Genomic DNA, 26,249 nt, shown 5'->3' with positions numbered 1-26,249 from the left:
TAACTCGTCGCTACCGCTCCTGCGGGGTCTCGCCTGTAACGCTAATCCCCCAGGAGTCAAGCGCCTTCCGCTCCAATCAACCAGTGTCCTTGAATAATCTACTTAAAAACCTCTTCATTAAGCTTTATTAATCATCCTTAAGCAACTTTCCATGTCCAAGTTGCCAGTTTCTTTAAATTCATGGATGCAAACGTAAGCATCGCCTGCATGGACAATTTTTTAATCTTCTTAGGGTTGTCCAACGCATACCATGCTTTTTCTTCGCATCCGCAAAGACCCGTTCAATCGTTTCCTTACGCTTTGCATATATTTGTTTAATTTCATCAAAATGTCTTAAATGGTTTGCTTCTTCTACGTACTCTTCCCAAATATGACGTTGAATAAGCTTTTGATGATTTTTACTCTCTGTGCATTGGGATATGAATGGGCACTTAGTACAAATCGAAGGATTCGATTTGTACTGACGGTACCCTTCCTTCGTTGTATACTTTAACACTTCATTTTGTGGACAGATATAACAATCGTAATGTCATCATAGACGTATTCATGTTTAGGAAAGAAACCTTCCTTTGTTTTAGGAAGAGTGTAAGGAAGAACGATTAACATTTGATGTTCCAAAAGAAAATACCTAATCGCTGGTGTTTTAAGCGATGACTCCTGCGGGAAAAGCGTGAGACTTGAGACCCCGCACGACCGTAGCGAAGGAGGCGGCTCAAGCCACGCCCGTTTAAAGCGTTCGCCCTTCGCTGCAAACAACTTCTCTAGTTCTTAGTTAACTTCTTTCATTGAAAAAGAAAAAAGACTGTAGACAAACGAGAAATTCTTCGAGTTTGTCTACAGTCTGAAAGGATGACTCAAAAAGTCATCCTTTTTATCATTTATCCTTCATACTTTCTAAAAAAAGATCAAATGCTTCCAAAACTGCTACGGATACAGTCTTTGTTCCTGACATCACTTCATTTTCGAGTTTTGGCAATGAGTTTTTTACCGATGGATTATGGAAAAAAATCTTATTTAGATGTTCTTTTAGCAACGTTTGCATCCATTCTTTTACTTGAAGTCTTCTACGTTCTTGAAATACACCGATTTTTTTGGTTTTCTCGACGAATTGCAGGATGATGTCCCATAGTTCTTGAATTCCTTCACCTGTTTTGGATGAACATGTATATGCCTCAGTTTGCCAGCCTTTTGTTGCAGGCTGGAGAAAGTGAAGGATTCGATTAAATTCTTCCTTTGTTTTCATTGCAAGGGGCTTATTACTTCCATCTGCTTTGTTGATGACTACTCCATCGACAAGTTCCATGATTCCTTTTTTCATGCCTTGTAGCTCATCTCCAGCACCAGTCAATGCCAACAGTAGAAAATAGTCCACCATCCCTCTAACTATAGCTTCACTTTGTCCGACACCTACAGTTTCTATAAGTATGATATCGTATCCTGCTGCTTCGCATAGCATCATCGTTTCCCGAGTTTTCCGATGAACTCCTCCAAGGGTACCTTCAGAAGGTGATGGACGGATAAAGGCTGACTGATTTTTTGCCAGCTCTTCCATCCTAGTCTTATCTCCGAGTATGCTCCCTCCAGTCACAGAAGAGCTTGGGTCTACAGCCAATACTGCAACCTTATATCCCTGTGAACATAGGAACATGCCAAAAGCTTCAATAAAAGTGCTCTTTCCAGCACCAGGGACACCTGATATACCGATTCTAATGGATTTCCCCGTATGAGGCATTAGGTGCTGCAATAGATTTTGGGCCATATCAAAGTGCTTGACAGAGTTGCTCTCTACTAAAGTGATAGCTTTACCTAAATGCGTACGACTTCCTTCTAAGACCCCAACAGCCAATTTTTCGAATTGGAGATGATCTTCTATCTGATTCTTTTTTACAAATCGATTTGAAGCAGTCATTTGGTTTGTTGTTGTAGTCATTTCTAGCCCTTTTTTTATAGAACTAGCAAAGGAGGCATTACCATCTGCCCATTCAGGCTTTCTTCCATCATTCATTAGATCGACACTTCCTCGTAGCCTAATCTTGTGTAAATTTCTTTAAGCAAGATTTTGGCTGAGTGTGGAATGACCGTGCCCGGTCCAAAAATCGCTGCTGCGCCATTTTGTAACAAGAATTCATAGTCTTGAGCTGGGATAACTCCACCTACAATGACTACTATATCTTCGCGACCGAGTTTTTTCAGTTCATTAACCAACTGTGGAAGCAAAGTTTTGTGACCTGCAGCAAGTGAACTCATTCCAATTACATGAACATCATTTTCAACCGCTTGTCGGGCAGTTTCTTCAGGTGTTTGGAAAAGTGGTCCGATATCGACATCAAACCCTAAATCGGCATAAGCTGTTGAGACTACTTTTGCACCTCGATCGTGGCCATCCTGACCCATTTTAGCCATAAGAATCCTTGGACGTCTTCCCTCATTCTCAAGGAATTCTTCTGTCATTATTTTCACTTCTGCAATTTCGTCATTATTGGAATACGATGAGCTATAAACTCCACTTATAGAACGTATAACTGCTTTATGGCGCCCTGCCACTTCTTCGATTGCACTGCTGATTTCACCAAGCGTCGCTCTTACTCTAGCGGCATTTACTGCGAACTCGAGAAGGTTGCCTTTACCCGTTTGGGCAGCTAGTGTTAAAGCTGATAATGCATCTTTAACAGCCTCCTCATTACGGGACTGTTTTACTTGTCTCAATTTTTCAAGTTGGCTTTGACGAACTGCTGTGTTATCAATTTCTAATATTTCCAGTGGATCTTCTTTCTCTAATCGATAAGCGTTTACACCTACAATTGTCTCAACTTTTGAATCGATTTTTGCTTGACGTTTTGCAGACGCTTCCTCAATTTTCATTTTTGGCAACCCAGTTTCGATAGCCTTTGCCATTCCACCAAGCTCTTCAATTTCCTGGATATGTGCCCAAGCCTTCTCTACTAGTTCATTTGTTAAAGCTTCCACATAATACGAACCTGCCCATGGGTCAATAACCTTTGTTATCCCTGTTTCTTCTTGAAGATACAATTGAGTATTCCTTGCAATACGAGCTGAGAAATCAGTTGGCAATGCAATTGCTTCATCTAATGCATTGGTGTGTAAAGATTGTGTATGCCCTAAAGCAGCTGCATGAGCTTCAATTAGCGTACGGGCCACGTTGTTAAATGGATCTTGTTCTGATAAGCTCCAGCCGGAAGTTTGTGAGTGTGTTCGTAATGCCATTGATTTATCATTTTTCGGATTAAATTGCTTCATTAGTTTTGCCCAAATAAGTCTTGCTGCCCTCATTTTTGCAACTTCCATGAAATAGTTCATTCCGATTGCCCAGAAGAAGCTTAACCGTGGAGCAAATGAATCGATATCAATGCCTGCCTTCAAGCCCGTACGGACATATTCAACACCATCCGCTAAGGTATATGCTAATTCGATATCTGCAGGGGCACCCGCCTCTTGCATATGATATCCGGAAATTGAGATGCTATTGAATTTAGGCATATATTTGGAAGTGTATTCAAAAATATCAGCGATGATTTTCATAGACATGTCTGGAGGATAAATATATGTATTCCGTACCATATATTCCTTCAATATGTCATTTTGAATTGTACCTGATAATTTGTCTTGGCTTACCCCTTGCTCCTCAGCAGTCACGATATAAAAAGCCATAATTGGCAGCACTGCACCATTCATAGTCATCGATACTGACATCTGGTCTAATGGAATTCCATCAAATAACGTTTTCATATCTAAAATAGAATCGATTGCAACTCCAGCTTTCCCGACATCTCCGACTACACGTGGGTGGTCTGAATCATATCCTCTGTGGGTTGCAAGATCAAATGCTACAGAGAGTCCTTTTTGCCCCATCGCCAAGTTTCTTCTATAAAAAGCATTCGATTCTTCAGCAGTTGAAAAACCTGCATATTGTCGGACTGTCCATGGCCTATTTACATACATGGTTGGATAGGGTCCTCGTGTAAATGGCACGATACCCGGTTTATGATCTAATTGTTCCAAATGATTTCGATCACTTTCACCATAAAGAGAATTAATTTTTATACCTTCATTCGTTTCAAAAAACAAATCTTCCATCTGTTCATTAGATATTGCTTTTGCTTGTGATTGGCTTTTACGGACATTAATAGAATGAAAATCTGGTCTTTTCGCCATTTAGTTCACCCCCAAATCGTTCATGATGCTAGAAACAAGTTTCGGTACGTGTGACTTAATATGAATGTAATCCTCTATCCCTATATTCATGAGCTTATTGTGAAGGTCATCTTTTTGCCTTCCAGCCACAAATAATTTTTTCTTTGGAAAAACATTCTTAAATGCTTCTGCGATTTCAACGGCCATTTCTTTATAGTCATCATCAGCACCACACAAGACATAGTGTGTGAATCCTGAAGCTTGCACAAAAGCAATGACTTCTTCAACAGTAAGGACTGAAGAGCTTTCTTCTGTTGATACACCACCAGCAGCAAGAAAACCTTTAACAAAATCCAGTCTAGGTTTATGCGATTTCAAATCTTTCAGTAAAATGCAGCCGACTTTTACAGGAGAAGCAGAATGGATTTGATGATCATATGCTTTCTTTCTAAGCAGCTCAAACTCTTCTGCCCATCTTCTTGCTACAATTGGTTCAAAGCTAACCGTAGAATCTGTAGCACCAATAATTGGTTTTTTCTCAACTATCTCAGGATAATAATCAGTTGGATTTGGATAAACGTTAGTACCAATTAAACTTTCTTTTCTTGTCGCTAAGTTTTCTTTTTTAAGAGTAAAGACTTTATTAATTTCTTCTTGAATAAAGCCTTGTTTTAAAGCCTCAGACGTCCCACCCAAAGAGTCAATTTGCAAAAAGAGCTCCCATGCCTTTTCGGTTAGCTCTTCAGTCAAGCTTTCAACATACCAGGATCCTCCTGCAGGATCTATTACTTTATCCAATAGAGTTTCATGCTTCAAAATCAACTGCACATTCTGAGCAATTCGTTCAGAAAATGCAGAGCTATTACCAGTAGCTTTATCGTATGGATAAACCTCCAATGACTGTGCACCACCTACGACTGCAGCAAATGCTTGATTAGTGGCACGTAACATATTCACGTGAGGATCGTAAACGGTTTGTGTAAACATTGATGTTTCAGCATGAATATGCATTCTGAACGCTTGCTCAGTTGAATTGTACGCTTCACCAATCATGGACCAAAGTCTTCGACCTGCACGAAGTTTTGCAACGTTCATGAAAAAGTTATTATCGATGGAAAAAGAAAAATAAATATTGTTAGCAATTTCAGAAGGTGAATATCCATTTGCAATTCCTGCTTCGATATAAGCAGTAGCCTTTGATAAGGAAACAGCTAGCTCTTGAACGGCATTTCCTCCAGCATTATGGACATCACTACCTTTGACTAAAATAGTTCTGAGATTTGGTTTCTCCTGATATTGTATTTGTGCATCCCTTACCCAATTATTCAGGGATGTTTCATTATCAGACGGCATATTGCCCGAATTCATGATACTTGAAAAATAGTCTTCTCCAATAAAACCAACTAATTGATCCTTAGAAAACCCTTTTTCCTTAAAGTAGTTAGCTAATAGTTCAATGAAATTATTTTGATTATTAGACAAATCAATAAAAAATGGGAGATTGCTTGCATCAATCTCATCGAATAATTCTGCAATATCCTCTACCTTTGAAATCGAAAGACCTCTTAATGATAAGGAAATGACATTTTGCCCTCTTTTAATAGCATTCTTTAATTTTTCATTTATTTGCTTCAGTGAATCTCCTTCAATGGCTTGTGAAATTAACCATGGTTCCACTTGATATGGTATATCAGAAATACCCCTTGTATACGGTGATTGACCTGGATTTTCCAAACCTACTGTATTATCTTCTTTCGTATACAATGGCTTCAAATCAATACCTTCATATGTATGACTGTAAAGGCTTTCTAGTTTTTTCCCCTTAAGGCTTTCTTCCGCCTTACCCTTCCATTCATCTAGGTTAATTTTAGGGAAGCTAGTTTCTTTTATTTCGTTAAGCTTCATTGTAATCGCTTTCTATTTTTATTCCAGGCATGCTTTTCACCTGAAATATTCCTAGTTGGTAATCTAGGATAACAAGAAAGCTTCCCTCCCCTCATATTGACAAAATTAAATTAAAATTCAAATAGTATATACAATTCTATTCTAGTATAACCTTAACCGACCTGCAAAGGATTTATATAAAAATAGAGAAATCTCAAATATTCCCAAGAAGAGTACTCTCGTCACAACATAGAATTTCATTTTATTGACTTTTAATATTATATTCCTAATTTGTCGGATCTCCCAATACCTACTACTGGCTTCCGCCACTTCTTTAATCGCAAGAGTAACATTAGATAAGTGTAGGTATCTACATTAAAGTGCTTGATAAACCTACTTCAGTGAGGATAAAATGCCGATTTTCCTAGAAAGTGAAGGGTAATTTTTCAAAAGTGAAGGGTATTCTCCCCTAAAGTGAAGGGAAATAGGGGGTGAGTGATGGGTATCGGTTGGTAAGTGCATGAAAGATTGGCCAACTTTAAATAAAGGCTCTTATCGCATAGATTGTTGTTTTAGACTATAAGTTTGCCCGTTGCTTTCCGCTCCAGGCACTTGCTTTCCGCGGGGAGGGTGGGAGCCTCCTCGGCGTTACCGCCTGTGGGGTCTCCCACTTCCCTCTTCTTCTCGCAGGAGTCAAGTGCCCTCCGCTACAAACAACTCAGATTTTTAAAATTAAATTTCATTAAAAAAGCAACAAACTTTACGAAAACCGCCTAAATAAAAGTGGACGTTTAATATAAAGTTAATGAAATGAGAACACCATTCATACATTTTTAACATCATTTCTGCTTGAAAGCCAATATTTAAGATGAATTTTCACTGTTTTCTGAAGGATCCCTTCGTTTATTATCGAAACTGGAAGATTTACTTTCGAAACTGGAAAAATACATTCGAATCCCGAAAAATACAATCGAACCGGCCAAAATACATTCGAAAATCCCTATATATCGATTTTTCGACAAATCATCCCAAAACCCTTAAAAAAATCATTTATTGGAGGAAACCAAAAAAGCGCTCCAAAAGCCAGTAATATACCGACTCTCAAAGCGCTCTCTAAAGATTAATAAATTGAAGTGTTTTCTTTGGACATATTTTCGATAATCTCTTTGACACGTCCTAAGAATTTACCACAGACTAGGCCATCAAGAACACGATGGTCTAAGCTCATACATAAGTTAACCATATCGCGTACTGCAATCATGCCATCAATGATGACTGGACGCTTAACGATTGATTCAACTTGTAAAATCGCAGCTTGAGGAAAGTTGATGATTCCTTGAGATTGGATAGAACCAAAGGATCCAGTGTTGTTCACTGTGAATGTTCCACCTTGCATTTCTTCAGACTTCAACTTACCTGTGCGGACTTTCCCGGCAAGCTCAGTGATTTCACGAGCGATCCCTTTAATTGTTTTCTCATCTGCATTTTTAATAACAGGAACGAATAATGCGTCATCTGTTGCCACTGCAATTGAGATATTAATGTCTTTCTTCTGGATGATCTTATCTCCAGCCCACATAGAATTAATTTGTGGGTATTCTTTTAATGCCTGTGCTATCGCTTTAACAAAGAAAGCGAAGTATGTTAAATTATAACCTTCATTTTTCTTGAATCCAGCTTTTTCTGAATCACGGTATTTTACAAGGTTTGTAGCGTCCACTTCAATCATTGTCCAAGCATGTGGAGCTTCGTGCTTACTGCGAAGCATGTTAGTAGCAATCGCTTTACGAACACCACTTACAGGGATTTCTTTATCACCAACAGCTGTAGAGATATTGATTGGTTCAGGTTTAGCCTTTGGAGCTGCTGGAGCGCTAACAGGTGCTTGTTGTGCAACTGGAGCTGCCGCTTGTGGCGCTTGGGCAACAGGAGCACTAGCAGCTGTTGGAATATTGCCAGACTCAATGATGCTTTGCAAATCTTTACGTGTAACGCGTCCACCCGCACCTGTACCTTTTACTTGAGAAAGGTCGATACCGTTCTCTTGAGAAAGTTTCAATACGGCTGGTGAGAAGCGTCCATTATTTAATGAACCTGCTTCAGCGGACGGGGCAGAAGGTGCTGCTGGAGCTTCCGTTTTTGCCGCATCTGTTGCTGTTGTAGGAGTTGTAACCTGAACTGCTTCTGCACCTGCAACTTCAATAGTACAGATGATTTCACCTACTGCTAAAGTTTGATCGTCCTCTGCCAATAATTCTTTTATTACACCTGTAAATGAAGAAGGAATTTCCGCATTTACTTTATCAGTCATAACCTCTGCGATAGGGTCATATTTGTTTACGTGATCTCCTGGAGCCACAAGCCATTTGCTGATTGTGCCTTCTGTAACACTTTCACCAAGCTGTGGCATTGTCATTTGTTCAATAGCCAATGCTGTAACCTCCCTGAATTAATATTCCGCTAATTCTCTCATAGCTTTTTCTACTTTATCCGGATTAACCATGAAGTATTTCTCCATAGTAGGCGCATAAGGCATAGCTGGTACATCAGGTCCAGCAAGACGCATAATCGGAGCATCTAAATCAAACAAGCAACTTTCAGCAATAATTGCTGCTACTTCACTCATAATGCTTCCTTCTTTATTGTCCTCTGTCAAAAGTAATACTTTTCCAGTTTTTGAAGCTGCTTCTATGATTGCTTCTTTATCAAGTGGATATACCGTTCTTAGATCAAGTACGTGAGCAGAAATTCCATCGCTAGCTAATTTTTCAGCTGCTTGAAGTGCGAAGTGTACACATAGACCGTATGTAATAACAGTAATATCTTCACCTTCACGCTTTACATCCGCCTTACCAATTGGAAGTACATAATCATCAGTAGGAACTTCCCCTTTGATTAAACGGTAAGCACGTTTATGTTCAAAGAAAATTACTGGATCTTCATCACGGATTGCAGCTTTTAATAGTCCTTTTACATCATAAGGAGTAGAAGGCATGACAATTTTTAACCCTGGTTGACCAGCAAATACCTTCTCAACCGATTGAGAGTGATATAAAGCTCCATGTACTCCACCACCGTAAGGAGCACGAATTACCATCGGGCAACTCCAATCGTTATTTGAGCGATAACGGATTCTTGAAGCTTCAGAAATAATTTGGTTAACAGCCGGCATGATGAAATCCGCAAATTGCATTTCCGCAATCGGTCTCATCCCATACATAGCTGCACCGATACCAACACCTGCAATAGCAGATTCAGCAAGTGGAGCATCAATTACTCGATCTTCACCAAATTGATCATATAGACCGTGAGTCGCTTTAAATACGCCACCTTTTTTTCCAACGTCCTCCCCTAAAACAAATACACGGGAGTCTCTTTCCATTTCTTCACGAATGGCCATTGTTACTGCATCAATATATGAAATTACTGGCATTCTTCTTCCCCCTTACTTATCACCGTATACGTATTTCAATGCATGTTCTGGTTCTGCGTACGGTGCATTTTCTGCGTAATCCGTTGCTTCATTAACGATTTGCATTACTCCATCGTTAATGCTCTTTTCGATTTCGTCATTCATAATGCCAAATTCTTTTAAGTATGCACCAAATGTAATAATTGGATCTTTCGTTTTAGCTTCAGCTACTTCATTCGGAGATCTGTAAGCTCTGTCATCATCATCACTGGAGTGAGGCGTTAAACGATAAGAAATCGTTTCAACTAAAGTTGGCCCTTCTCCTCTTCTTCCACGATCAGCAGCTTCTTTTACTGCCTTATATACCTGTAATGGATCATTTCCATCTACAGTCACACCTGGCATTCCGTAACCAATCGCTCTGTCAGATACGTTTTCACAAGCTAATTGCTTTTCGATAGGAACAGAAATTGCATATTTATTGTTTTCACACATAAAGATGACTGGTAACTTATGAACACCTGCAAAGTTAGCCCCTTCATGGAAATCACCTTGGTTACTTGATCCTTCACCGAAAGTAGTGAATGTTACAAGGTCTTTGCCTTCCATTTTACCCGCAAGAGCAATTCCTACCGCATGTGGAACCTGAGTCGTTACTGGAGAAGAACCTGTTACGATGCGGTTTTTCTTTTGACCGAAGTGACCTGGCATTTGACGTCCACCAGAGTTTGGATCTTCTGCTTTTGCAAATCCAGAAAGCATTAGTTCCTTAGCTGTCATGCCGAATCGTAAAACAACACCTACATCTCGGTAATATGGCAATACATAATCTTTTTCTTTGTCCAATGCGAATGCTGCACCGACTTGGGCAGCTTCTTGTCCTTGACAAGAAATAACGAATGGAATTTTACCAGAACGGTTTAATAGCCACATACGCTCGTCGATACGACGGGATAGTAGCATGGTTTCATACATTTCTAATAGTGTCTCATTGCTAAGACCTAATTCTTCATGACGGTTTTGTACCATGAATTTCCCTCCAACTCAAGGATTATCTAATATTATTTAAAGGCCGTTTTCGTTTACGCTGTTGCTATTTAGCAAGTGAGGAGTGGTTGATTTCCTCTTCAGGCTGCTCGCTTTCCGCAGGGCGGGCTGTGAGCCTCCTCGGCGCATCCTGCGCCTGTGGGGTCTCACCTGTCCCGCTGCTCCCGCAGGAGTCTCGCACCTTCCGCTCCAATCAAACTCTCTACAACGTTTTGCTTTTAAAAACCTACTCGGAAAAATAACAATCTTTAAGAAACGAGCCTATTTAAATTAATTTTTAATTAAGAATGAATTGCCAGTCCATCTACTGCTAATGCAGCTTCCCCGATTGCCTCGGATAATGTAGGGTGAGGATGAATCGTATGGGCAACTTCCCAAGGAGTCGCATCCAATACTTTCGCAAGTCCTGCTTCAGATATCATATCTGTTACGTGTGGACCAATCATATGAACACCAAGGATGTCATCAGTATCTTTGTCAGCTACAATTTTCACGAAGCCATCAGATTCACCAAATACTAAGGCTTTACCGATTGCTTTGAATGAAAATTTACCAATTTTCACATTGTGTCCTTTTTCTTTTGCTTCATCTTCAGTTAACCCAACACTTGCAGCTTCTGGAGATGAGTAGATACATTTTGAAATCAATGTGTAATCTAGCTTGTGCGGCTTTAAGTTAGCGATATGCTCAACAGCCGTGATACCTTCGTGAGAAGCTACATGTGCAAGTTGTAAGCCACCGATTACATCACCAATTGCATAGATATGGGATTCTTTTGTTTGGTAAAACTCATTTGTAACGAGATAGCCCTTATCTATTTCGATAGTAGTATTTTGTTCAATACCAATACCTTCAACATTAGCTTGTCGACCAACTGAAACAAGCATTTTTTCAGCTGTGAATGATTTGACATCATTTTTCACTTCAGCCTGAATTACGACACCTTCACCTTCACCTTTTTGCAATGTTTCTGGCATTACTTTTGCACTTGTCACAAAAGTGATTCCTTTTTTCTTTAGCACACGCTGCATTTCTTTGGAGATTTCTTTATCTTCAGTAGGTATGATGCGGTCTGAATATTCAATTACAGTTACTTCAACGCCAAAGTCATTTAACATTGAAGCCCATTCTATACCGATGACTCCTCCACCAACAATAATGATTGACTTTGGTAAGGTTTCCATCGCCAATGCTTCATCAGAAGTCATTACATATTTTCCATCTTTATCGATATCTAATCCTGGTAGTGTTCTAGGACGAGAACCAGTAGCAATGATTACGTTTTTAGGAATCAACATTTCATTCTCAGAACCATCGTTCATTTCTACAGAGATGGTGCCTGGCATCGGTGAAAAAATAGATGGGCCGAGGATTCTCCCCGTTCCCTCGTATACATCAATTTTCCCTTGCTTCATTAGATGTTGAACACCACGATGCAATTGGCTAACAATTGTTTCTTTACGCTCTTGCACCTTTGAAAAATCAAGTGAAACTTCTCCTGCAATTACACCGAACGCCTCACTATTTTTCGTTTGATGGAAAACTTCTGCACTTCTCAATAATGCTTTTGAAGGGATACATCCTTTGTGAAGACATGTTCCACCCAATTTCCCTTTTTCTACGATTGCTGTTTTTAAACCAAGCTGTGAAGCACGGATTGCTGCTACGTATCCACCTGTACCTCCACCTAGTATGATCAAATCATATTCTTGAGCCATTTTGTCCCCTCCTTATTTCGTTTCGGTTACTTTAGCGTTTGAATTTGGATATACCTTCGCTTCCTCTTCACCGCGAAGAACACGCAATGCACCTTCTGTTAAGGCCTGTAACTCATCTTCTCCTGGTTGAACAATTACATCTGCAATCCAATTAATTCTTGAGGAAATATCGGCTACAAAATCTTTCCCATATGCCAAACCACCTGTAAGGATTATTGCATCGACTTTACCTGCAAGAACAGCACTAGCCGATCCTACTTCCTTTGCCACTTGGTAGGCCATAGCTGAATAGATTTTCTTTGCTTCAACGTTTCCATTAGTAATCATCTTTTCAACTTGAACAGCATCATTAGTTCCAAGGTATCCAACTAATCCACCTTGGCCAACTAACATTTTCATTACTTCTTCACGATAATAATCACCTGAGAAGCATAACTTGACTAAATCTCCAGCTGGAACTGTTCCAGCTCTTTCAGGACTGAATGGACCATCTCCATTCAAACCGTTGTTTACATCAATGACTCTTCCGTTCTTATGGGCACCGACTGTAATTCCACCACCCATATGAACAACAATCAAATTTAAATCGCTATATTTTTTGTTTAGCTCTTTTGCAACTCTTCTTGCAACCGCTTTTTGATTCAATGCATGAAAAATACTTTTCCGTTCGATTTTTGAAAATCCAGAAATTCTCGCAATATCGTCCATTTCATCAACCACTACAGGATCTACAATAAATGAAGGAATATTTAGGCCTTGAGCAATTTCATATGCCAATATACCACCAAGGTTAGAAGCATGCTGTCCATTAAAGCCAATTCTTAAATCATGAAGCATTTGATCATTTACGGAATATGTACCGCCTTCAATTGGCCTTAGTAATCCACCCCTACCACAAACCGCGCTTAATTTGGAAATATTGATTCCTTCCTCATGCAGTGCTTCAAGGATGGTGTTCTTTCTAAATTCATACTGATCAATGATATTTTCGAAAGTACCGATTGTTTCTGCATCATGTCTAAGAGTTTTCTCCATAACGGACATTTCGTTATCAAATACACCGATTTTCGTAGATGTTGATCCGGGATTAATGACAAGGATGCGATGTTTTGTATCTTGCAACTTCTAAACCTCCAATATTTACTACCAATTTCTTCTTTATCACGATTATTAAGACTAAGAGCCAGGTGTTCTTCGCTTGCCCATATTGAATTTTCAAAAGATGACTCTTCAATATAGTCAACAAAAGACACCTGGCGCTTTCTTCATTTTAAGCTCATTTTTCATTTACTCTTTTTAATTTGCATGGGACCATGCAAATTAATACTAATTAACGTTGGTTTAAGATATGTCTTGGGTTTTGTAAGAATTGACTACGTGAATTTCTCATTCTTTCGATTCTTTCTTCTGCCATACGATCTGCAGCTACATACGTTGGAATGCCGTCACGTTTTGAGATTTCAATAACTTTCTCAATGTTATTGTAAATCCCTTCAACTTTCTTCAATGCACGATCTTTGTTATATCCATAAAGCTCGTCAGCTACGTTAATAACACCACCAGCGTTAATTACATAATCAGGAGCGTAAACGATACCCATTTCATGGATGATGTCACCATGCTGTGTATCTTTTAACTGATTATTTGCAGCTCCAGCGATTACTTTTGCTTTTAATTGTGGAATTGTTTGGTCATTGATCGTAGCACCTAATGCACATGGTGCATAAATATCGCAATCTACACTATAGATTTCATTAGGCTCAACAGCTTTTGCACCAAACTCCTCAACAGCTCTTTGTACAGCCTCTTTGTTAATATCAGTAACGATTAATTGAGCTCCTTCTTCGTGCAAGTGACGGCAAAGGTTAAAAGCTACGTTTCCAACACCTTGGACAGCGATTACTTTTCCTTCTAGTGAATCCGTACCGAATGCTGCTTTAGCAGCTGCTTTCATTCCACGATACACACCGTATGCAGTCACAGGTGATGGATTACCTGAAGATCCGAATGCAGGAGAAATTCCTGTTACATAGTTTGTTTCTTCATGGATTAAATCCATATCAGCAACAGTCGTACCAACATCTTCAGCTGTAATATAACGTCCGTTCAAACCTTGGATATATCTACCGAATGCACGGAACATTTCTTCGTTTTTATCTTTACGAGGGTCTCCAATAATAACTGTTTTCCCTCCACCTAAATTAAGTCCAGCTGCTGCATTTTTATAAGTCATACCTTTTGCAAGACGTAAAGCATCTTCAATTGCAGCTTCTTCTGATTCATATGTCCACATACGTGTTCCACCAAGCGCAGGTCCAAGAGTAGTATCATGGATTGCAATGATCGCCTTTAACCCGGATGTTTTATCCTGACAAAATACAACTTGCTCGTAATCGTATTGTTCTAAGTACTTGAAGATTTCCATATTGTGTATTCCTCCCTAAGATAGACAACTAAATGTTTTTATATTTAGACTGGTGGAACGCTTGGCGTACTAACCAGAAGTATAACCTTATTTTTGTTTTCTTGCAGTTGAGCATACTGCCAATGCAAGTGAATATAATTTACTTTCTGCTGAATCAGCTCTCGAAGTTAACACGATTGGCGCTTTTGCACCAGCAATTACTGCTCCAACTTTAGCATTTGCGAAGTACATCAATGATTTGTATAAAACATTTCCGACTTCAATGGTAGGGACAACCAAAATGTCCGCAACACCCGCTACATCACTCTTTATTCCTTTATGATGGGCTGCCTCTAGAGAAACTGCATTATCCAATGCAAGAGGACCATCAACAATGCAATTTTTGATTTGACCTCTAGCGCACATTTGAGACAGATTCGCTGCATCCAATGTTGCCTGCATCGCTGGATTGACAACCTCTACTGCGGCCAATGGGGCTACCTTCGGTGTTTCTACACCCAATGAACGTGCTACATCGACTGCGTTTTGAATTATTTGGGCTTTTTGCGTTAAATCTGGAGCAATATTCATGGCAGCATCAGTTACGAAAAGGAGACGATCATATCCTCTCACTTCAAAGGCTGCCACATGAGAAAGAACCGAGCCTGTCCGCAGACCGTATTCCTTATTTAGTACTGCCTTTAATATTTGTGCTGTAGGAATATTTCCCTTCATCAATACATCAGCTTCATTCAGACGAACAGATTTCACTGCAAGTTCGGCGGCTAATGGAGCGGAATGGGCATGGATAATCTCAACCTTTTCGTGTTTTGAGATACCAGATTGTTTTTCATCCAATAATGCAGTGATTTTTTCTTTTTCTCCAAAAAGCTTAAAACTCGCAATGCCAAAGTTCACTGCCTGAACAACCGCATCAATTACTTCCTCATCTTCAGCTGCTGCTACTGCAACAACTTTTTCTTCAAAATGGGTTGCTTGTTCTACTAGCAGTTGTAAATCCATGTTATGACATCAACCCTTTCTAGGAATGGTACTTTTTCGACACGTTATACATATGCAAGTATCGTGCCAAAGTGGAAATTCGATAAAATAAAGCGTTTTCATAACTTAAACAAGGTTTTTTATTGAAAAAAATTGCATGGTATGCAAACTATTGCACGCTAATTTCTTCAATGTTAAATTTTTCAAGCTTATAATATAGGTTTCTCAAGGATAACGATAGTTCTTTAGCTGTTGCTGTTTTATTACCAAGATTTTTCAACAAGGCTTGTTGGATGATCCTTTTTTCATAGTTTTCAACTAAATCCGCTAAAGAATGACCATTTGGTTCAAAACCAACGGATTCTTTTTTGTGTTTAGTGTCTGCTGTGGGCAGGAAATTAGGAATGTTGTGATCATCAATCACCATCTCATTAAACTTCATGAAAATCATTGCTCTTCCTAAAACATTCTCAAGTTCCCGAACGTTTCCTGGCCAATCATATGCCTTTAGTTTTTGCAATGCCAGCTCTGTCATGCCTTCAATATTCCTTCCATATTCTTGGTTTAGCTTGTGCAATAGATGAGTACACAAAGAAGGAATGTCATCTTTTCTTTGGCGCAATGCGGGAATATGGATGGGCATTCGACTTAGACGATAATATAAGTCTTCTCTAAAACTGCCGTTCATAATCGCTTTTTCCAAGTTCACGTTTGTAGCGGCAATCACCCTTACATTGACGGGAACTGGTTTAGTTCCACCAACACGTACAATTTCATGTTCTTGTAAAACTCTTAGTAATTTTACTTGGATGGTTAAGGACATTTCACCAATCTCATCTAGAAAAATACTTCCATTATGGGCTTCTTCAAATAAACCTCGTTTACCGCCTCTTTTAGCTCCTGAAAAGGCTCCTTCTTCATACCCAAACAATTCACTCTCTAGTAGAGTTTCTGAAATCGCGCCACAGTTCACTCTGACGAATTTGTTAAATTTCCGGTCACTTCCGTTGTGGATGGCATGGGCAAACAATTCTTTCCCTGTTCCTGATTCCCCTCTTAATAAGACGGTTGCCGGTGTCCTAGCACTTAATTTAGCTTGGTCTTTTGCTAATTGCATTTCTTCAGAATCCCCAACAATATCTTCAAACGAATATTTGGCTTCTAATGTGCGAATGATTTGCCTTGCACGGTTAAGTTCTTGAGTCAGTTCTTTAATTTCTGACATATCATGAACGACACCGACGCTTCCTTTTAGCTTTCCATCCACAATAACAGGTGCTACATTTACGATAACTTCTCTTTTGTTTGGTCCAACCCGCATCTTCGCTCCACGAACAGCCCTTCTTGTTTGCAGGACCTGCATATGCATACTTTCCCCTTCGGAAATATCCGCTGTCGCCGGTTTACCTATGACCTCTTCTTGTGTAAGTCCTGTTATCCTAGAATAAGCAGGATTGATCAAAATTCCTCGCCCTTGTTCGTCTACAACTGAAATGGCGTCATCACTCGATTGAATAATTGCCTCAAGCATCGTCTGGATTTCTCTAAGGTTTGTAATTTCTTCTGCAAGGTTGACGACTTCTGTAATATCCTTAAATACTGCGAAAGCACCGATTACTGCTCCATCATCATTCAATATTGGGAACCTGGTCGTAATAATTTTCAATCCATTATCGAGGACTTGCTCTTGATTAGCCTCAACTCTTTTAGTTTCCAAAATCCTTGGCAGTTTACTGGTTGGTATGATATCTAAGATATTCTTACCCATTGCATCATTTTGATTTTGTCCTATCATTCTGGCAGCGCTTTTATTAAACAGAATGATTTTCCCATGCTCGTCAATAACGACCATTGCATCTTCTGTTGAATTAAATATTAGATCACGTTTATGTGATTCTTCTTTCAACTTCTCAATCAAGCCTTCTTTTTCTTCCACAAGCCTCGCTAGAATAAAGGCCACAGTGCCAGGTACTAAGACTGTATTCTTGCTTTTGGCAGCACGGATTTCATCAAATACAACCGTACTTCCAGTCACTTCTATGACTATATCAAAGCTATCATCCAGTATTTCTTTCCAATCCACATTTGTACATATGCCTAAACTATTGGCCAGTATGATTCCCTCTGCATCTTGATTCCTATCTATTACCGCTTCAACTTTTAAAAAGTCTGTCTCTAACAATATTTTTAATATTGCAGTGCCTCCTTTTCCGGCACCCACAATCATTACTTTTTGCATCATACACCCCTCCAAAATCGGGTATTGAAAAAAATTGCACACAGTTTATGAATTTTTTTTCATAGCACTATAACTATATAGCAAGTCAGGTTCCTTGACAAATCTAGATAATAATTTAAAATTTCGAATAGGTAGTTTGTCGAAAGGAAATGAATATGAACCGATTTCTAGCATTTTTAATCTTATTTATTCCTGGTGCATTTGCTGCTTTAGGAATAAAACTGATGAGGGATATGCTTTTTGGAATTTTACAAAGTCCCTTCCCCGCATTATGGATTCAATTTCTCTTCGGTCTTTTTTTCTGTATCGGAGGGATAGGGTTTATAGCTGGTTTTGTTTTACACCGCGACCGAAAACGAAATAATGTCCAGGATAGATTTAAAAAGTAAAAAAGCTGTGTCTATGATCCCTACAGGATTTTAGACACAGCTTTTTTTCTGTTTGTTATTACTTACTATAATTTTTTCCTTAAGTCGATAGCTTTTTTGGGATAGTCAGTGATAATTCCAGAACAACCAATATCGAAAAGAGCTTTCATTTGATTTGCATCATTGATAGTGTATGGCCTTACTTTAATGCCAGCATCCATTGCCATCTTAATGATATTATCTGGAGCCACTTTAATAGAAGGGTGGATTGACCCAGCTCTAATGGACTGGGCGTAAATCCACGGCATGAAAAGTCCATCTCTATATAGTGGGGCTGTTTCAATATCGGGAGAAAGTTGGGTGCAGTACACCAGACTATAATGGTTGAATGATGTTAAAATCACCCTATCTTGCATGGAATATTTCCTGACCATCGTAATTGCTTTTTCTTCCATTCCAGGATAGAGAAAACGTGTGTTTTTCAATTCAATAATTAAACGTAATCTATTACCTTGCATCCATTGCAGTACTTCTTCTAAAGTTGGGATGGAGCTTTCTCCCCATTTTGAAGTAAATGAAAAACTAGCGTTAAATTGCTTTAGCTTCATTACTGTGTAATCTTTCACAAACCCTTTTCCATTGGTTGTTCTGTCAATCGTCTCATCATGAATAACAACTATTTGATTATCTTTAGTTAGTTGGATGTCTAACTCAATACCATCAGCACCTACACGTTCTGCTTCCCGAAATGAAAGCATCGTATTCTCCGGATGTGTTCCTGCTGAGCCTCTATGGGCGAAAACCATTGTAGTGTTCATCGGATCCCTCCTTAAAAGGTCTTCACGTTTCCTAAACACTAAATTATATTTCCGTAAAGTGATATTGAAGAACTTCCGATTGGTGATTAGGATTTATGATTGCATTCCAACCTTCACCAGTTGGAGGCTGATTGTTAGACCGGATTGAAAATTCATAACCAGAAAAACAATAATTTCTTGTTCCCATTAAACTTGTTTCTTCAAACGGTGAATTTTGATTCCTTCTCCAAAAGATCCATAATTCATCTCCATTAGCCTTTCTTCGCTTTAAGGATGAGGATAAATCTTCTAGAAATAAGTCTTTTTCACTTCTTTTGGATACAGAAGCAAGCTCCATTTGATAAATGATTGGTCTCATATTTTGAATTAGAGTATCTAAAATCAAAAGTTCTTCTTCATTCACCACTTTTAAGGTTTCTGTAATAACCAATACGTAATGATTCCCACCCATTTCTTCTGCATGACAGATATTTAGATTACTTGAGAAAGGAACAGAGATAAAACAATTCATTCCATTTAGACGATTGACAATCCATTGTCCTTCTATATAACGATTGATATAAGATGGTTGATATTCTACGATGGTTTGATTCAGATCAGACTTATAGTAAAAACGATTCCCTATCAAATCTGGTGAAATGGAATGCTCAATTAAATAAGACATATTTTCGTCTCTTTTTGCAAAAAATGCTTGCTCTATCCCAAATCCAACTTCTAATGTCTGCAATGAAAGCTCGAATAACTCAGATAAATCTTCACATGCATTGATCGTTCTAGAGAGATGATTATATAAATTTAAAAACTCAAATTTCTTCTCTGCTTGCCTTTGTTTAGATGAAATTTCTTCAAATAGCATGGCATTTGTAATGCCGATGTAAGTCGAGGCAGCTAAAGTCTCAATCAATTCAAATACTGATTCATCATATGGCTCTCCATTCCTCGACTTTCCTATTGTAACTAACCCTAAAATGGTATCCTTAACGATAAGAATTATATATTCTGTTTCTAATTCCTCGAATAGTTCCCAATTAGAAAATAAATCTTTAATAATTTCTTTATCCTTTTTAATATGTAGGACAATTTTATGTTGGTGGTACACATTTTTCTTTAACGAAATTTCCGCATAAATCTTATTGAATGATTTAACATTCCTATAACCTATAATTTTTATTTTCTCAATGATTGGATCATAGAGGCCGAATGAGGTAATGTTACTTCCTGACACTTCACTAAAAACATCTGTTGCTATACTACAAAGATTTTCTAAATTCAATTCAGAAAGAAGAGCTTTAGTACTTTGGTTAATAACGAACAAGTTAAAGATTTTATTATCTAGATTACTACAAACTTTCCTGAAATCCATCAGTCGCTGATTAGTTTCTATTGATACATTAATTAATTTCATAAGTGTATCCGCATATATTAAATCTTGTTCAGATATCGCTCCATCCGTTTTTCCATTTGATATGATGAGTCCAGTAAGGTGGGTATCATTGATTAGGGGAATGGCAATCTGCACTTCGTAGAGATGTATCATTTCAGCCGGTAGGTAAGATTCGATATCATTTGTAAGGATTCTTCCGTAGTATAGGGGTAATTCATTAAGCTTTTGGTTAATTAAGAAGGTTTCTCCTTCCAGCGATTGCTCATTACAAAAGGGAACCAGCCTCTCATCTTGACGTATAAAAAGAATTGCTTTGTCGAGATCCAATAATCTTTTCATGAATGATAGACTGTATTCCAATATCAGATCTAAATGGAAACGCTGGGTAAAGAATTCAATCGCATCCAGGATAATGGTGTATTTTTCCTTTGTATCTTCCTGTTTCATCATCTTTACCTCCTCCATTCTACTCATAATGTAATGAATTTCCTTGCGCATAAAACGTTCCTTTAGTCGCTTGGTTTAATCTTTTATTAAGGTTTTTAATATTAAATAATGTTTCAGGAAATGCAATCAACCCAATTGAAATTTCCCCTTCTCCTTTTGTTTCAAGTAACTCTAATAACGATTTTTTTCGTTCTTCGAACTGAAAGATCTCAATCATGATTTTATCGAATTCTCTTTTAACTTCTATGTATTGACTGTATTGGAGTGCATTCAATTGTTCCAAAAAACTTTCAAAAATATCTAATTTTCTCTTAAGCCTTTCAACAGTTTGTAGCTTTTCTTTATACACGGAGATGATACTTTCTAACTCCAGTTGCATTTTTTCTCTATCGAATCCATGAACATTGAGTATCGTTTTTCTTTCCAATTTATTACCGATAACCCCTGTCCGAATTCTTCCAGTAGCTTCAATAATACCACCTATTAATTTTCCGTTTTTATCATCAGTCAGAATATTTTTTGCCTTTAGTACACTTCCGACAGAATAATAACCTATATTAATATTCTCCCCAGCCTCTAAAACCGCTTCGTTCGTGTACTTCACGAAAATATTTTTTGCGGCTTTTACGACTGAAGTACCTTTTCCAAATATGCCGCCTTTAATAAAAACATCCCCATCTAAGGATTCTATTCTGTTGATTCCACTTACACCTAATTCACTCATGATTGAAATATCTTTTGTTGCCTTTACAGAGTATCCCTCTTTGACAATGCCTTTTATTGTGATACTTCCTTGGAAATCGATGTTTCCAGTTTCAACTCCTACATCACCATTTATCACTAGATGGTCGCCTACATGTAAACGCCCTGCCCGGTATTCAACTACACCATTAAGAAGCGCACGAAGGACTACCCTTCCTCCTTCTTGATACTCTCCTACGGAATTTGGATCATAAAAAAGTTTTTTGTCCGTTCCTCTCTTCGGTACAATTATTTCACCTGTTACGGTTTTCCCAGGCTTGCCTTCTGTTGGAGATAGCTTTTCACCTAAAAAGTCACCTTTTTTCACTTCATCAATGAAATTCATATCATCCTGAGAAGATATGTATTCTTCTAATAAGCTTACTAGCTCTTTATTATCATCAACAATGCAAACTTTAACTTTGTTCACCCAGATTTCCTCCTCGAAAGCTCATACTTTTTTCTTTTTTGTCTGTGTATAAAATTTTCGACAACGCCGGAATAATTCCTCTTTATTTTTTAAAAAATATCCAAAATCTTAAAATATCTCTGTTTTCCTTTATTTTTCGACGAAATTCGCCCAATTACGCTTATATCAAGGCTTCATGTCGAATAATCATTATTCCTATTGTAACATATCCTTACTTCAAATATTGAAGGGGAATCGATTATTTCAATAATCGATATTTAGTCATAACCTATCTGGCTCAATATAGAATTACCGTTATTTGATTTTCATCATGTCTGGTCTATGGTTGATTGAGTGGAAGAAGAAAAAACCCAAAAGGTCGGAAAACGACCCTTTGAGTTTTTAACTTGCTTTAGGAATTCCAGTTGATTTTTCATAAATATTGATACCTGCTTCATTCAGCATCCATTCTATATGGACACCATACCCACTTGTTGGATCATTTACGAATACGTGTGTAACTGCCCCAACAAGTTTTCCATTTTGAATAATGGGGCTCCCACTCATACCTTGAACGATGCCACCCGTTTTCTTTAATAATTTTGGATCAGTAACCTTAATGACCATACCTTTTATTGCTGGGAATTTTTGCGGAATCGTGCTCACAATTTCTATATCGAATCTCTCTACTTGCGACCCATCTACGACTGTCAGTATTTGGGCTGGCCCCTCTTTGACTTGATGGGAAAGTGTGATTGGCATGGGTTCATCCATAATACCATTCGGGATTGTTTTATTTAATTTTCCAAAAATACCGAAAGGGCTGTTCCTATTTATGTCCCCAATGACTTCCTTATCAGAGGAAAACCTTGCTAATTTTTCACCTGGGTCACCATTACTTCCTTTTTCTATTGATGTGACTGTAGATCTAACTACTTCACCATCTTTTACTACAATTGGCATTTTTGTATCCATATCTGAAATGACGTGGCCAAGTGCGCCATATTTTTTCGTTTGGGGATGATAAAATGTCATGGTTCCGATTCCAGCTGCTGAATCACGGATATACAAACCAAGTTTATAAATGTTTTCATTTTTATCTTTTAGCGGGGTTAATTTTGTTTCAATTGTCTTATTTTCTCTTGAGATGACAAGATCAAGCGGTTTTCCATCCTCACCAGATTTTTGTACGAACTCGGTAACTTCATTCATTCTTTTTACTTGATGATGATTTATTTCTGTTATCATATCTCCGATTTGCACGCCTGCAATTTCACCAGGGGATTTTTTGCCTTTAATTGTGTCAACCAAATGATGACCAACAACTAAAACACCTTTCGTATTGAGTTTAACCCCTATAGATTGACCTCCTGGGATAACTTTGAAATCTCTAAGGACTTCAACATCTACTTTTTTAACCGGAAAACCTGCAAAATCAAGAAGTAGTTGATTCGTGCCAGGTGCCTCTGCATCAAGGGTTAAAGAATCACCACCACTTTGAATGGCTAGGCCAGAGCCAGTAGTGAGTGAAGCGGATACAGGAACTGCTTTAGGAAATTGAATCGTCTCTCCTTCAAATAGAACCAATTTTTTCGGAATACTAATATATTGTTGAAATGGTTTATAAAAACCTAATAAAAGGAGCGAAACAAGGAGAACTCCACCGATGATTTTTTTAATCCAAGCATATTTCAATCTATTCACTCTCCTCGCTTCTAATCCACACACACTGTTTATGGCTACATTTTTAATCTTGCCTTCCAAAACATCATTTATAACCCTAGAAATAAATAAAAGCTATCCGTTTTTGGATAGCTTTTCATTTTAATCATTAGTATAAAATCGTTATTCTGGACCAAACTTTTATACGGAGAGATTTACAAAACGTTCTTTTAATAGTCCAGCTTGTTCAAGAAGTTCCTTTGCATGCTGTTTTGTCAATTCTGTTATCTCTACACCAGAAATCATACGACCAATTTCCTTAATTTGTTCTTCTTCATTTAAAGCTTTAACACTGGTTCGTGTACGGCCTTTTTCCATTTCTTTAGATATAAATAAATGAGTATCCGCCAGTGCTGCAACTTGTGGCAAATGTGATATGCAAAGAACCTGTGAATCCACTGCCACGCGATATATTTTCTCTCCTATTGACTGAGCCACTCTACCACTAACACCTGTATCGACTTCATCAAAAATAATAGAAGTAATGCCTTGATGTTTGGAGAAAATATTCTTTAATGCAAGCATGATCCGGGAAAGTTCTCCACCTGAAGCAACCTTTGACAAAGGTTTTAATGGTTCACCAGGATTGGTAGAAATATAAAACTCTACTTCATCTAATCCATTTTTTCTTATGTTTACTGTCTCGACATTTGAATCATTACCCATTTGGAGGAAGCGTACCTCAAATACCGTTTTCTCCATATAAAGTTCTTTTAGTTCTTGGTGGATATACGTTGTTAATTTATTTGCAAAAGACTGTCTTAGCTTCGATAAAGTGGCTGCTTTTAACAGTAACCCACTTTTAACTTTGTCCATCTCTTTTTCAAGTTGATTGACATGAACTTCTCGGTTTTGAATTGTTTCCATTTCTGCCTCTATCTTATGGAAATAGTCGAGAATGTCTTCGATATTCTTCCCGTATTTTCTTTTTAATCCATTTAACTCATTCAGACGACTTTCAATCATTTCCAGACGTTCCGGATCGTATTCAAGCAAATCTAAGTTGGATCGGATCGAAGAAGCAACCTCTTCTAGGATATAAAAGCTATTGGAAACTTGCTCTGAAGAACTTTTATAATTCAGGTCTAGAGCTGCAGCCTCTTCAAGTTCATCCATTGCACGGGCAAGCCAATCCATTGCACGTTGTTCACCTCGTAAAGATTGATATGCTGTCGTCAATCCTTCGTAGATTCGTTCGAAATTATTAATTTTCTTTTTTTCTTCCAAAAGCTCGTCATCTTCATTTAATTTCAAGTCAGCTCTTTGAATTTCTTCTACCTGAAATTTAATTAGATCTAGACGATGGGCCATTTGTTGTTCATTTTGATTGAGTTTTTCCCATTGTTTTGTCAATTCATCATATTTCTTATACAAAGACTGGTAATCTTGGAGGGCTTTCGTGATTTTCTCCCCACCAAACTGGTCTAAAAGTGGCAGATGAAAGCTATTGTCCATTAATTCTTGGTGTTCATGCTGGCCATGAATATCAATCAAGGATCGGCCAATTTCACGCAATATCGCTAGTGTAACCAGCTTTCCGTTAACACGGCAAATGCTTTTTCCAGATTCGGAAATATCTCGACGTAAAACTATCATACCTTCAGAGATATCAATACCGAATTCCTCAGCCTTTTCTTTTACTGGGTGCTTGGATTCATCTATAGAAAATAGACCTTCTAATTCGGCTTTATCTTCACCATGACGAACAAATTCAGAAGAACCCCTTCCACCAGCTAATAAATTTATGGCATCAATGATAATCGATTTCCCAGCGCCTGTTTCACCAGTCAATACAGTTAAGCCCTTCCTAAAGGAAAGCGAAAGGGCCTCAATAATTGCAAAGTTTTTTATTGATAGTTCAATTAGCAAAATACATCACCTCTATTATTAGAGCATGTTTAAGAAACGTTGTGAGATAATCTCTGTATCTTCTGGAGTTCTACAAATGATTAAACAAGTATCATCCCCACAGATGGTCCCAAGGATTTCTTCCCAATCCAAATTATCAATCAAAGCCCCTATCGCCTGAGCATTACCTGGCAACGTTTTCATCACTAATAAATGACTTGCTGAATCGATGCGAATGAAAGCATCAATTAAAGACCTCTTTAATTTTTGCAACGGATTGAATCTTTGATCAGCAGGAAGACTATATTTGTATCTACCATCCATTAATGGCACTTTAACAAGATGGAGTTCTTTTATGTCCCGAGAAATCGTTGCTTGAGTAACGTTAAACCCCGCATTCTTCAGTTCATCCACTAAGTCATCCTGTGTTTCAATATCGTTATTGGCAATTATGTCACGTATTTTTATATGTCGTTGTCCTTTGTTCATTAAGCACCTCTAAATATGGCATGTTTGAAAAAAATAATCTTGTATCGCATAAAAATGATACCCTTTTTTTTATATGTTGTATATGTAATTATACAAGATTCGACCTTAAACGTCATATTCATACAACTGGGTTAGAATATTATTCGATATTTTTTCTGTAAATCC

General features: G+C 38.1%; 18 protein-coding genes and 1 pseudogene. 1 reads left to right on the top strand and 18 read right to left on the bottom strand.

Annotated features, from left to right (window positions below):
- Positions 1 to 137: 137 nt before the first annotated feature.
- The 12 genes and pseudogenes from G3O09_RS17020 to G3O09_RS16965 form a co-directional block, all read right to left on the bottom strand.
- Positions 138 to 657, bottom strand: a pseudogene (locus G3O09_RS17020) (transposase); the annotation flags it as partial.
- A gap of 217 nt (positions 658 to 874) precedes the next feature.
- Positions 875 to 2,005, bottom strand: coding sequence for a methylmalonyl Co-A mutase-associated GTPase MeaB (gene meaB, locus G3O09_RS17015; protein WP_163102660.1), 1,131 nt, complete (start codon positions 2,003 to 2,005; stop codon positions 875 to 877).
- Positions 2,005 to 4,173 (bottom strand): methylmalonyl-CoA mutase, encoded by a 2,169-nt coding sequence (gene scpA / locus G3O09_RS17010; protein WP_163102659.1) that lies wholly within the window; start codon positions 4,171 to 4,173, stop codon positions 2,005 to 2,007. Before scpA ends, meaB begins: the two co-directional genes overlap by 1 nt.
- A complete protein-coding gene (locus tag G3O09_RS17005; RefSeq protein WP_163102658.1) occupies positions 4,174 to 6,057 on the bottom strand; it encodes a methylmalonyl-CoA mutase subunit beta in 1,884 nt (627 codons plus the stop codon).
- A gap of 1,099 nt (positions 6,058 to 7,156) precedes the next feature.
- The gene (locus G3O09_RS17000) at positions 7,157 to 8,467 is read right to left on the bottom strand and encodes a dihydrolipoamide acetyltransferase family protein (protein WP_163102657.1); all 1,311 of its coding nucleotides are present in this window, start codon (positions 8,465 to 8,467) and stop codon (positions 7,157 to 7,159) included.
- Positions 8,468 to 8,485: 18 nt separating this feature from the next.
- Positions 8,486 to 9,469, bottom strand: a complete 984-nt coding sequence (locus G3O09_RS16995; RefSeq protein WP_163102656.1) for an alpha-ketoacid dehydrogenase subunit beta — start codon at positions 9,467 to 9,469, stop codon at positions 8,486 to 8,488.
- Positions 9,470 to 9,481: 12 nt separating this feature from the next.
- Positions 9,482 to 10,477 (bottom strand): thiamine pyrophosphate-dependent dehydrogenase E1 component subunit alpha, encoded by a 996-nt coding sequence (locus G3O09_RS16990; RefSeq protein WP_163102655.1) that lies wholly within the window; start codon positions 10,475 to 10,477, stop codon positions 9,482 to 9,484.
- 299 nt (positions 10,478 to 10,776) lie between these two features.
- A complete protein-coding gene (gene lpdA / locus G3O09_RS16985) occupies positions 10,777 to 12,213 on the bottom strand; it encodes a dihydrolipoyl dehydrogenase (protein ID WP_163102654.1) in 1,437 nt (478 codons plus the stop codon).
- 12 nt (positions 12,214 to 12,225) lie between these two features.
- Positions 12,226 to 13,335, bottom strand: a complete 1,110-nt coding sequence (buk, locus tag G3O09_RS16980) for a butyrate kinase (protein WP_163102653.1) — start codon at positions 13,333 to 13,335, stop codon at positions 12,226 to 12,228.
- A gap of 208 nt (positions 13,336 to 13,543) precedes the next feature.
- Positions 13,544 to 14,638 carry a branched-chain amino acid dehydrogenase gene (gene bcd / locus G3O09_RS16975; protein WP_163102652.1) on the bottom strand — a complete coding sequence of 365 codons (1,095 nt, stop codon included), beginning with the start codon at positions 14,636 to 14,638 and terminating at the stop codon, positions 13,544 to 13,546.
- A gap of 87 nt (positions 14,639 to 14,725) precedes the next feature.
- Positions 14,726 to 15,640, bottom strand: a complete 915-nt coding sequence (yqiS, locus tag G3O09_RS16970) for a phosphate butyryltransferase (RefSeq protein WP_163102651.1) — start codon at positions 15,638 to 15,640, stop codon at positions 14,726 to 14,728.
- A gap of 148 nt (positions 15,641 to 15,788) precedes the next feature.
- On the bottom strand, positions 15,789 to 17,858 hold the full coding sequence (locus G3O09_RS16965) for a sigma 54-interacting transcriptional regulator (RefSeq protein WP_163102664.1): 2,070 nt from the start codon (positions 17,856 to 17,858) through the stop codon (positions 15,789 to 15,791).
- A 155-nt stretch (positions 17,859 to 18,013) separates the two neighbouring features.
- On the opposite strand from G3O09_RS16965, the gene G3O09_RS16960 reads away from it, so the two are divergent.
- Positions 18,014 to 18,247 (top strand): DUF2627 domain-containing protein, encoded by a 234-nt coding sequence (locus tag G3O09_RS16960; protein ID WP_163102650.1) that lies wholly within the window; start codon positions 18,014 to 18,016, stop codon positions 18,245 to 18,247.
- A gap of 65 nt (positions 18,248 to 18,312) precedes the next feature.
- Here G3O09_RS16960 and G3O09_RS16955 read toward each other — a convergent pair whose 3' ends face one another.
- The 6 genes from G3O09_RS16955 to ahrC all read right to left on the bottom strand — a co-directional run bounded on the left by G3O09_RS16955 (position 18,313) and on the right by ahrC (position 26,084).
- Positions 18,313 to 19,044 (bottom strand): glycerophosphodiester phosphodiesterase, encoded by a 732-nt coding sequence (locus G3O09_RS16955; protein ID WP_163102649.1) that lies wholly within the window; start codon positions 19,042 to 19,044, stop codon positions 18,313 to 18,315.
- Between the two features lie 43 nt (positions 19,045 to 19,087).
- Positions 19,088 to 20,878, bottom strand: a complete 1,791-nt coding sequence (locus tag G3O09_RS16950) for a GAF domain-containing protein (RefSeq protein ID WP_163102648.1) — start codon at positions 20,876 to 20,878, stop codon at positions 19,088 to 19,090.
- A gap of 16 nt (positions 20,879 to 20,894) precedes the next feature.
- Positions 20,895 to 22,046, bottom strand: coding sequence for a FapA family protein (locus G3O09_RS16945; protein ID WP_163102647.1), 1,152 nt, complete (start codon positions 22,044 to 22,046; stop codon positions 20,895 to 20,897).
- Positions 22,047 to 22,427: 381 nt separating this feature from the next.
- Positions 22,428 to 23,720, bottom strand: a complete 1,293-nt coding sequence (gene spoIVB, locus G3O09_RS16940) for a SpoIVB peptidase (RefSeq protein WP_163102646.1) — start codon at positions 23,718 to 23,720, stop codon at positions 22,428 to 22,430.
- 168 nt (positions 23,721 to 23,888) lie between these two features.
- Complete coding sequence (recN, locus tag G3O09_RS16935) at positions 23,889 to 25,616, bottom strand: DNA repair protein RecN (RefSeq protein WP_163102645.1); 1,728 nt, start codon at positions 25,614 to 25,616, stop codon at positions 23,889 to 23,891.
- An 18-nt stretch (positions 25,617 to 25,634) separates the two neighbouring features.
- Entirely contained in the window at positions 25,635 to 26,084 is a 450-nt protein-coding gene (gene ahrC, locus G3O09_RS16930; protein WP_163102644.1) for a transcriptional regulator AhrC/ArgR, read from the bottom strand.
- Positions 26,085 to 26,249 lie beyond the last annotated feature (165 nt).

It is taken from the genome of Peribacillus alkalitolerans, assembly GCF_010882125.1.
GTDB lineage: Bacteria > Bacillota > Bacilli > Bacillales > DSM-1321 > Bacillus_BN > Bacillus_BN alkalitolerans.
The sequence above is the reverse complement of the archived record's forward strand: the minus strand, read 5'-3'. Positions and strand labels throughout refer to the sequence as shown.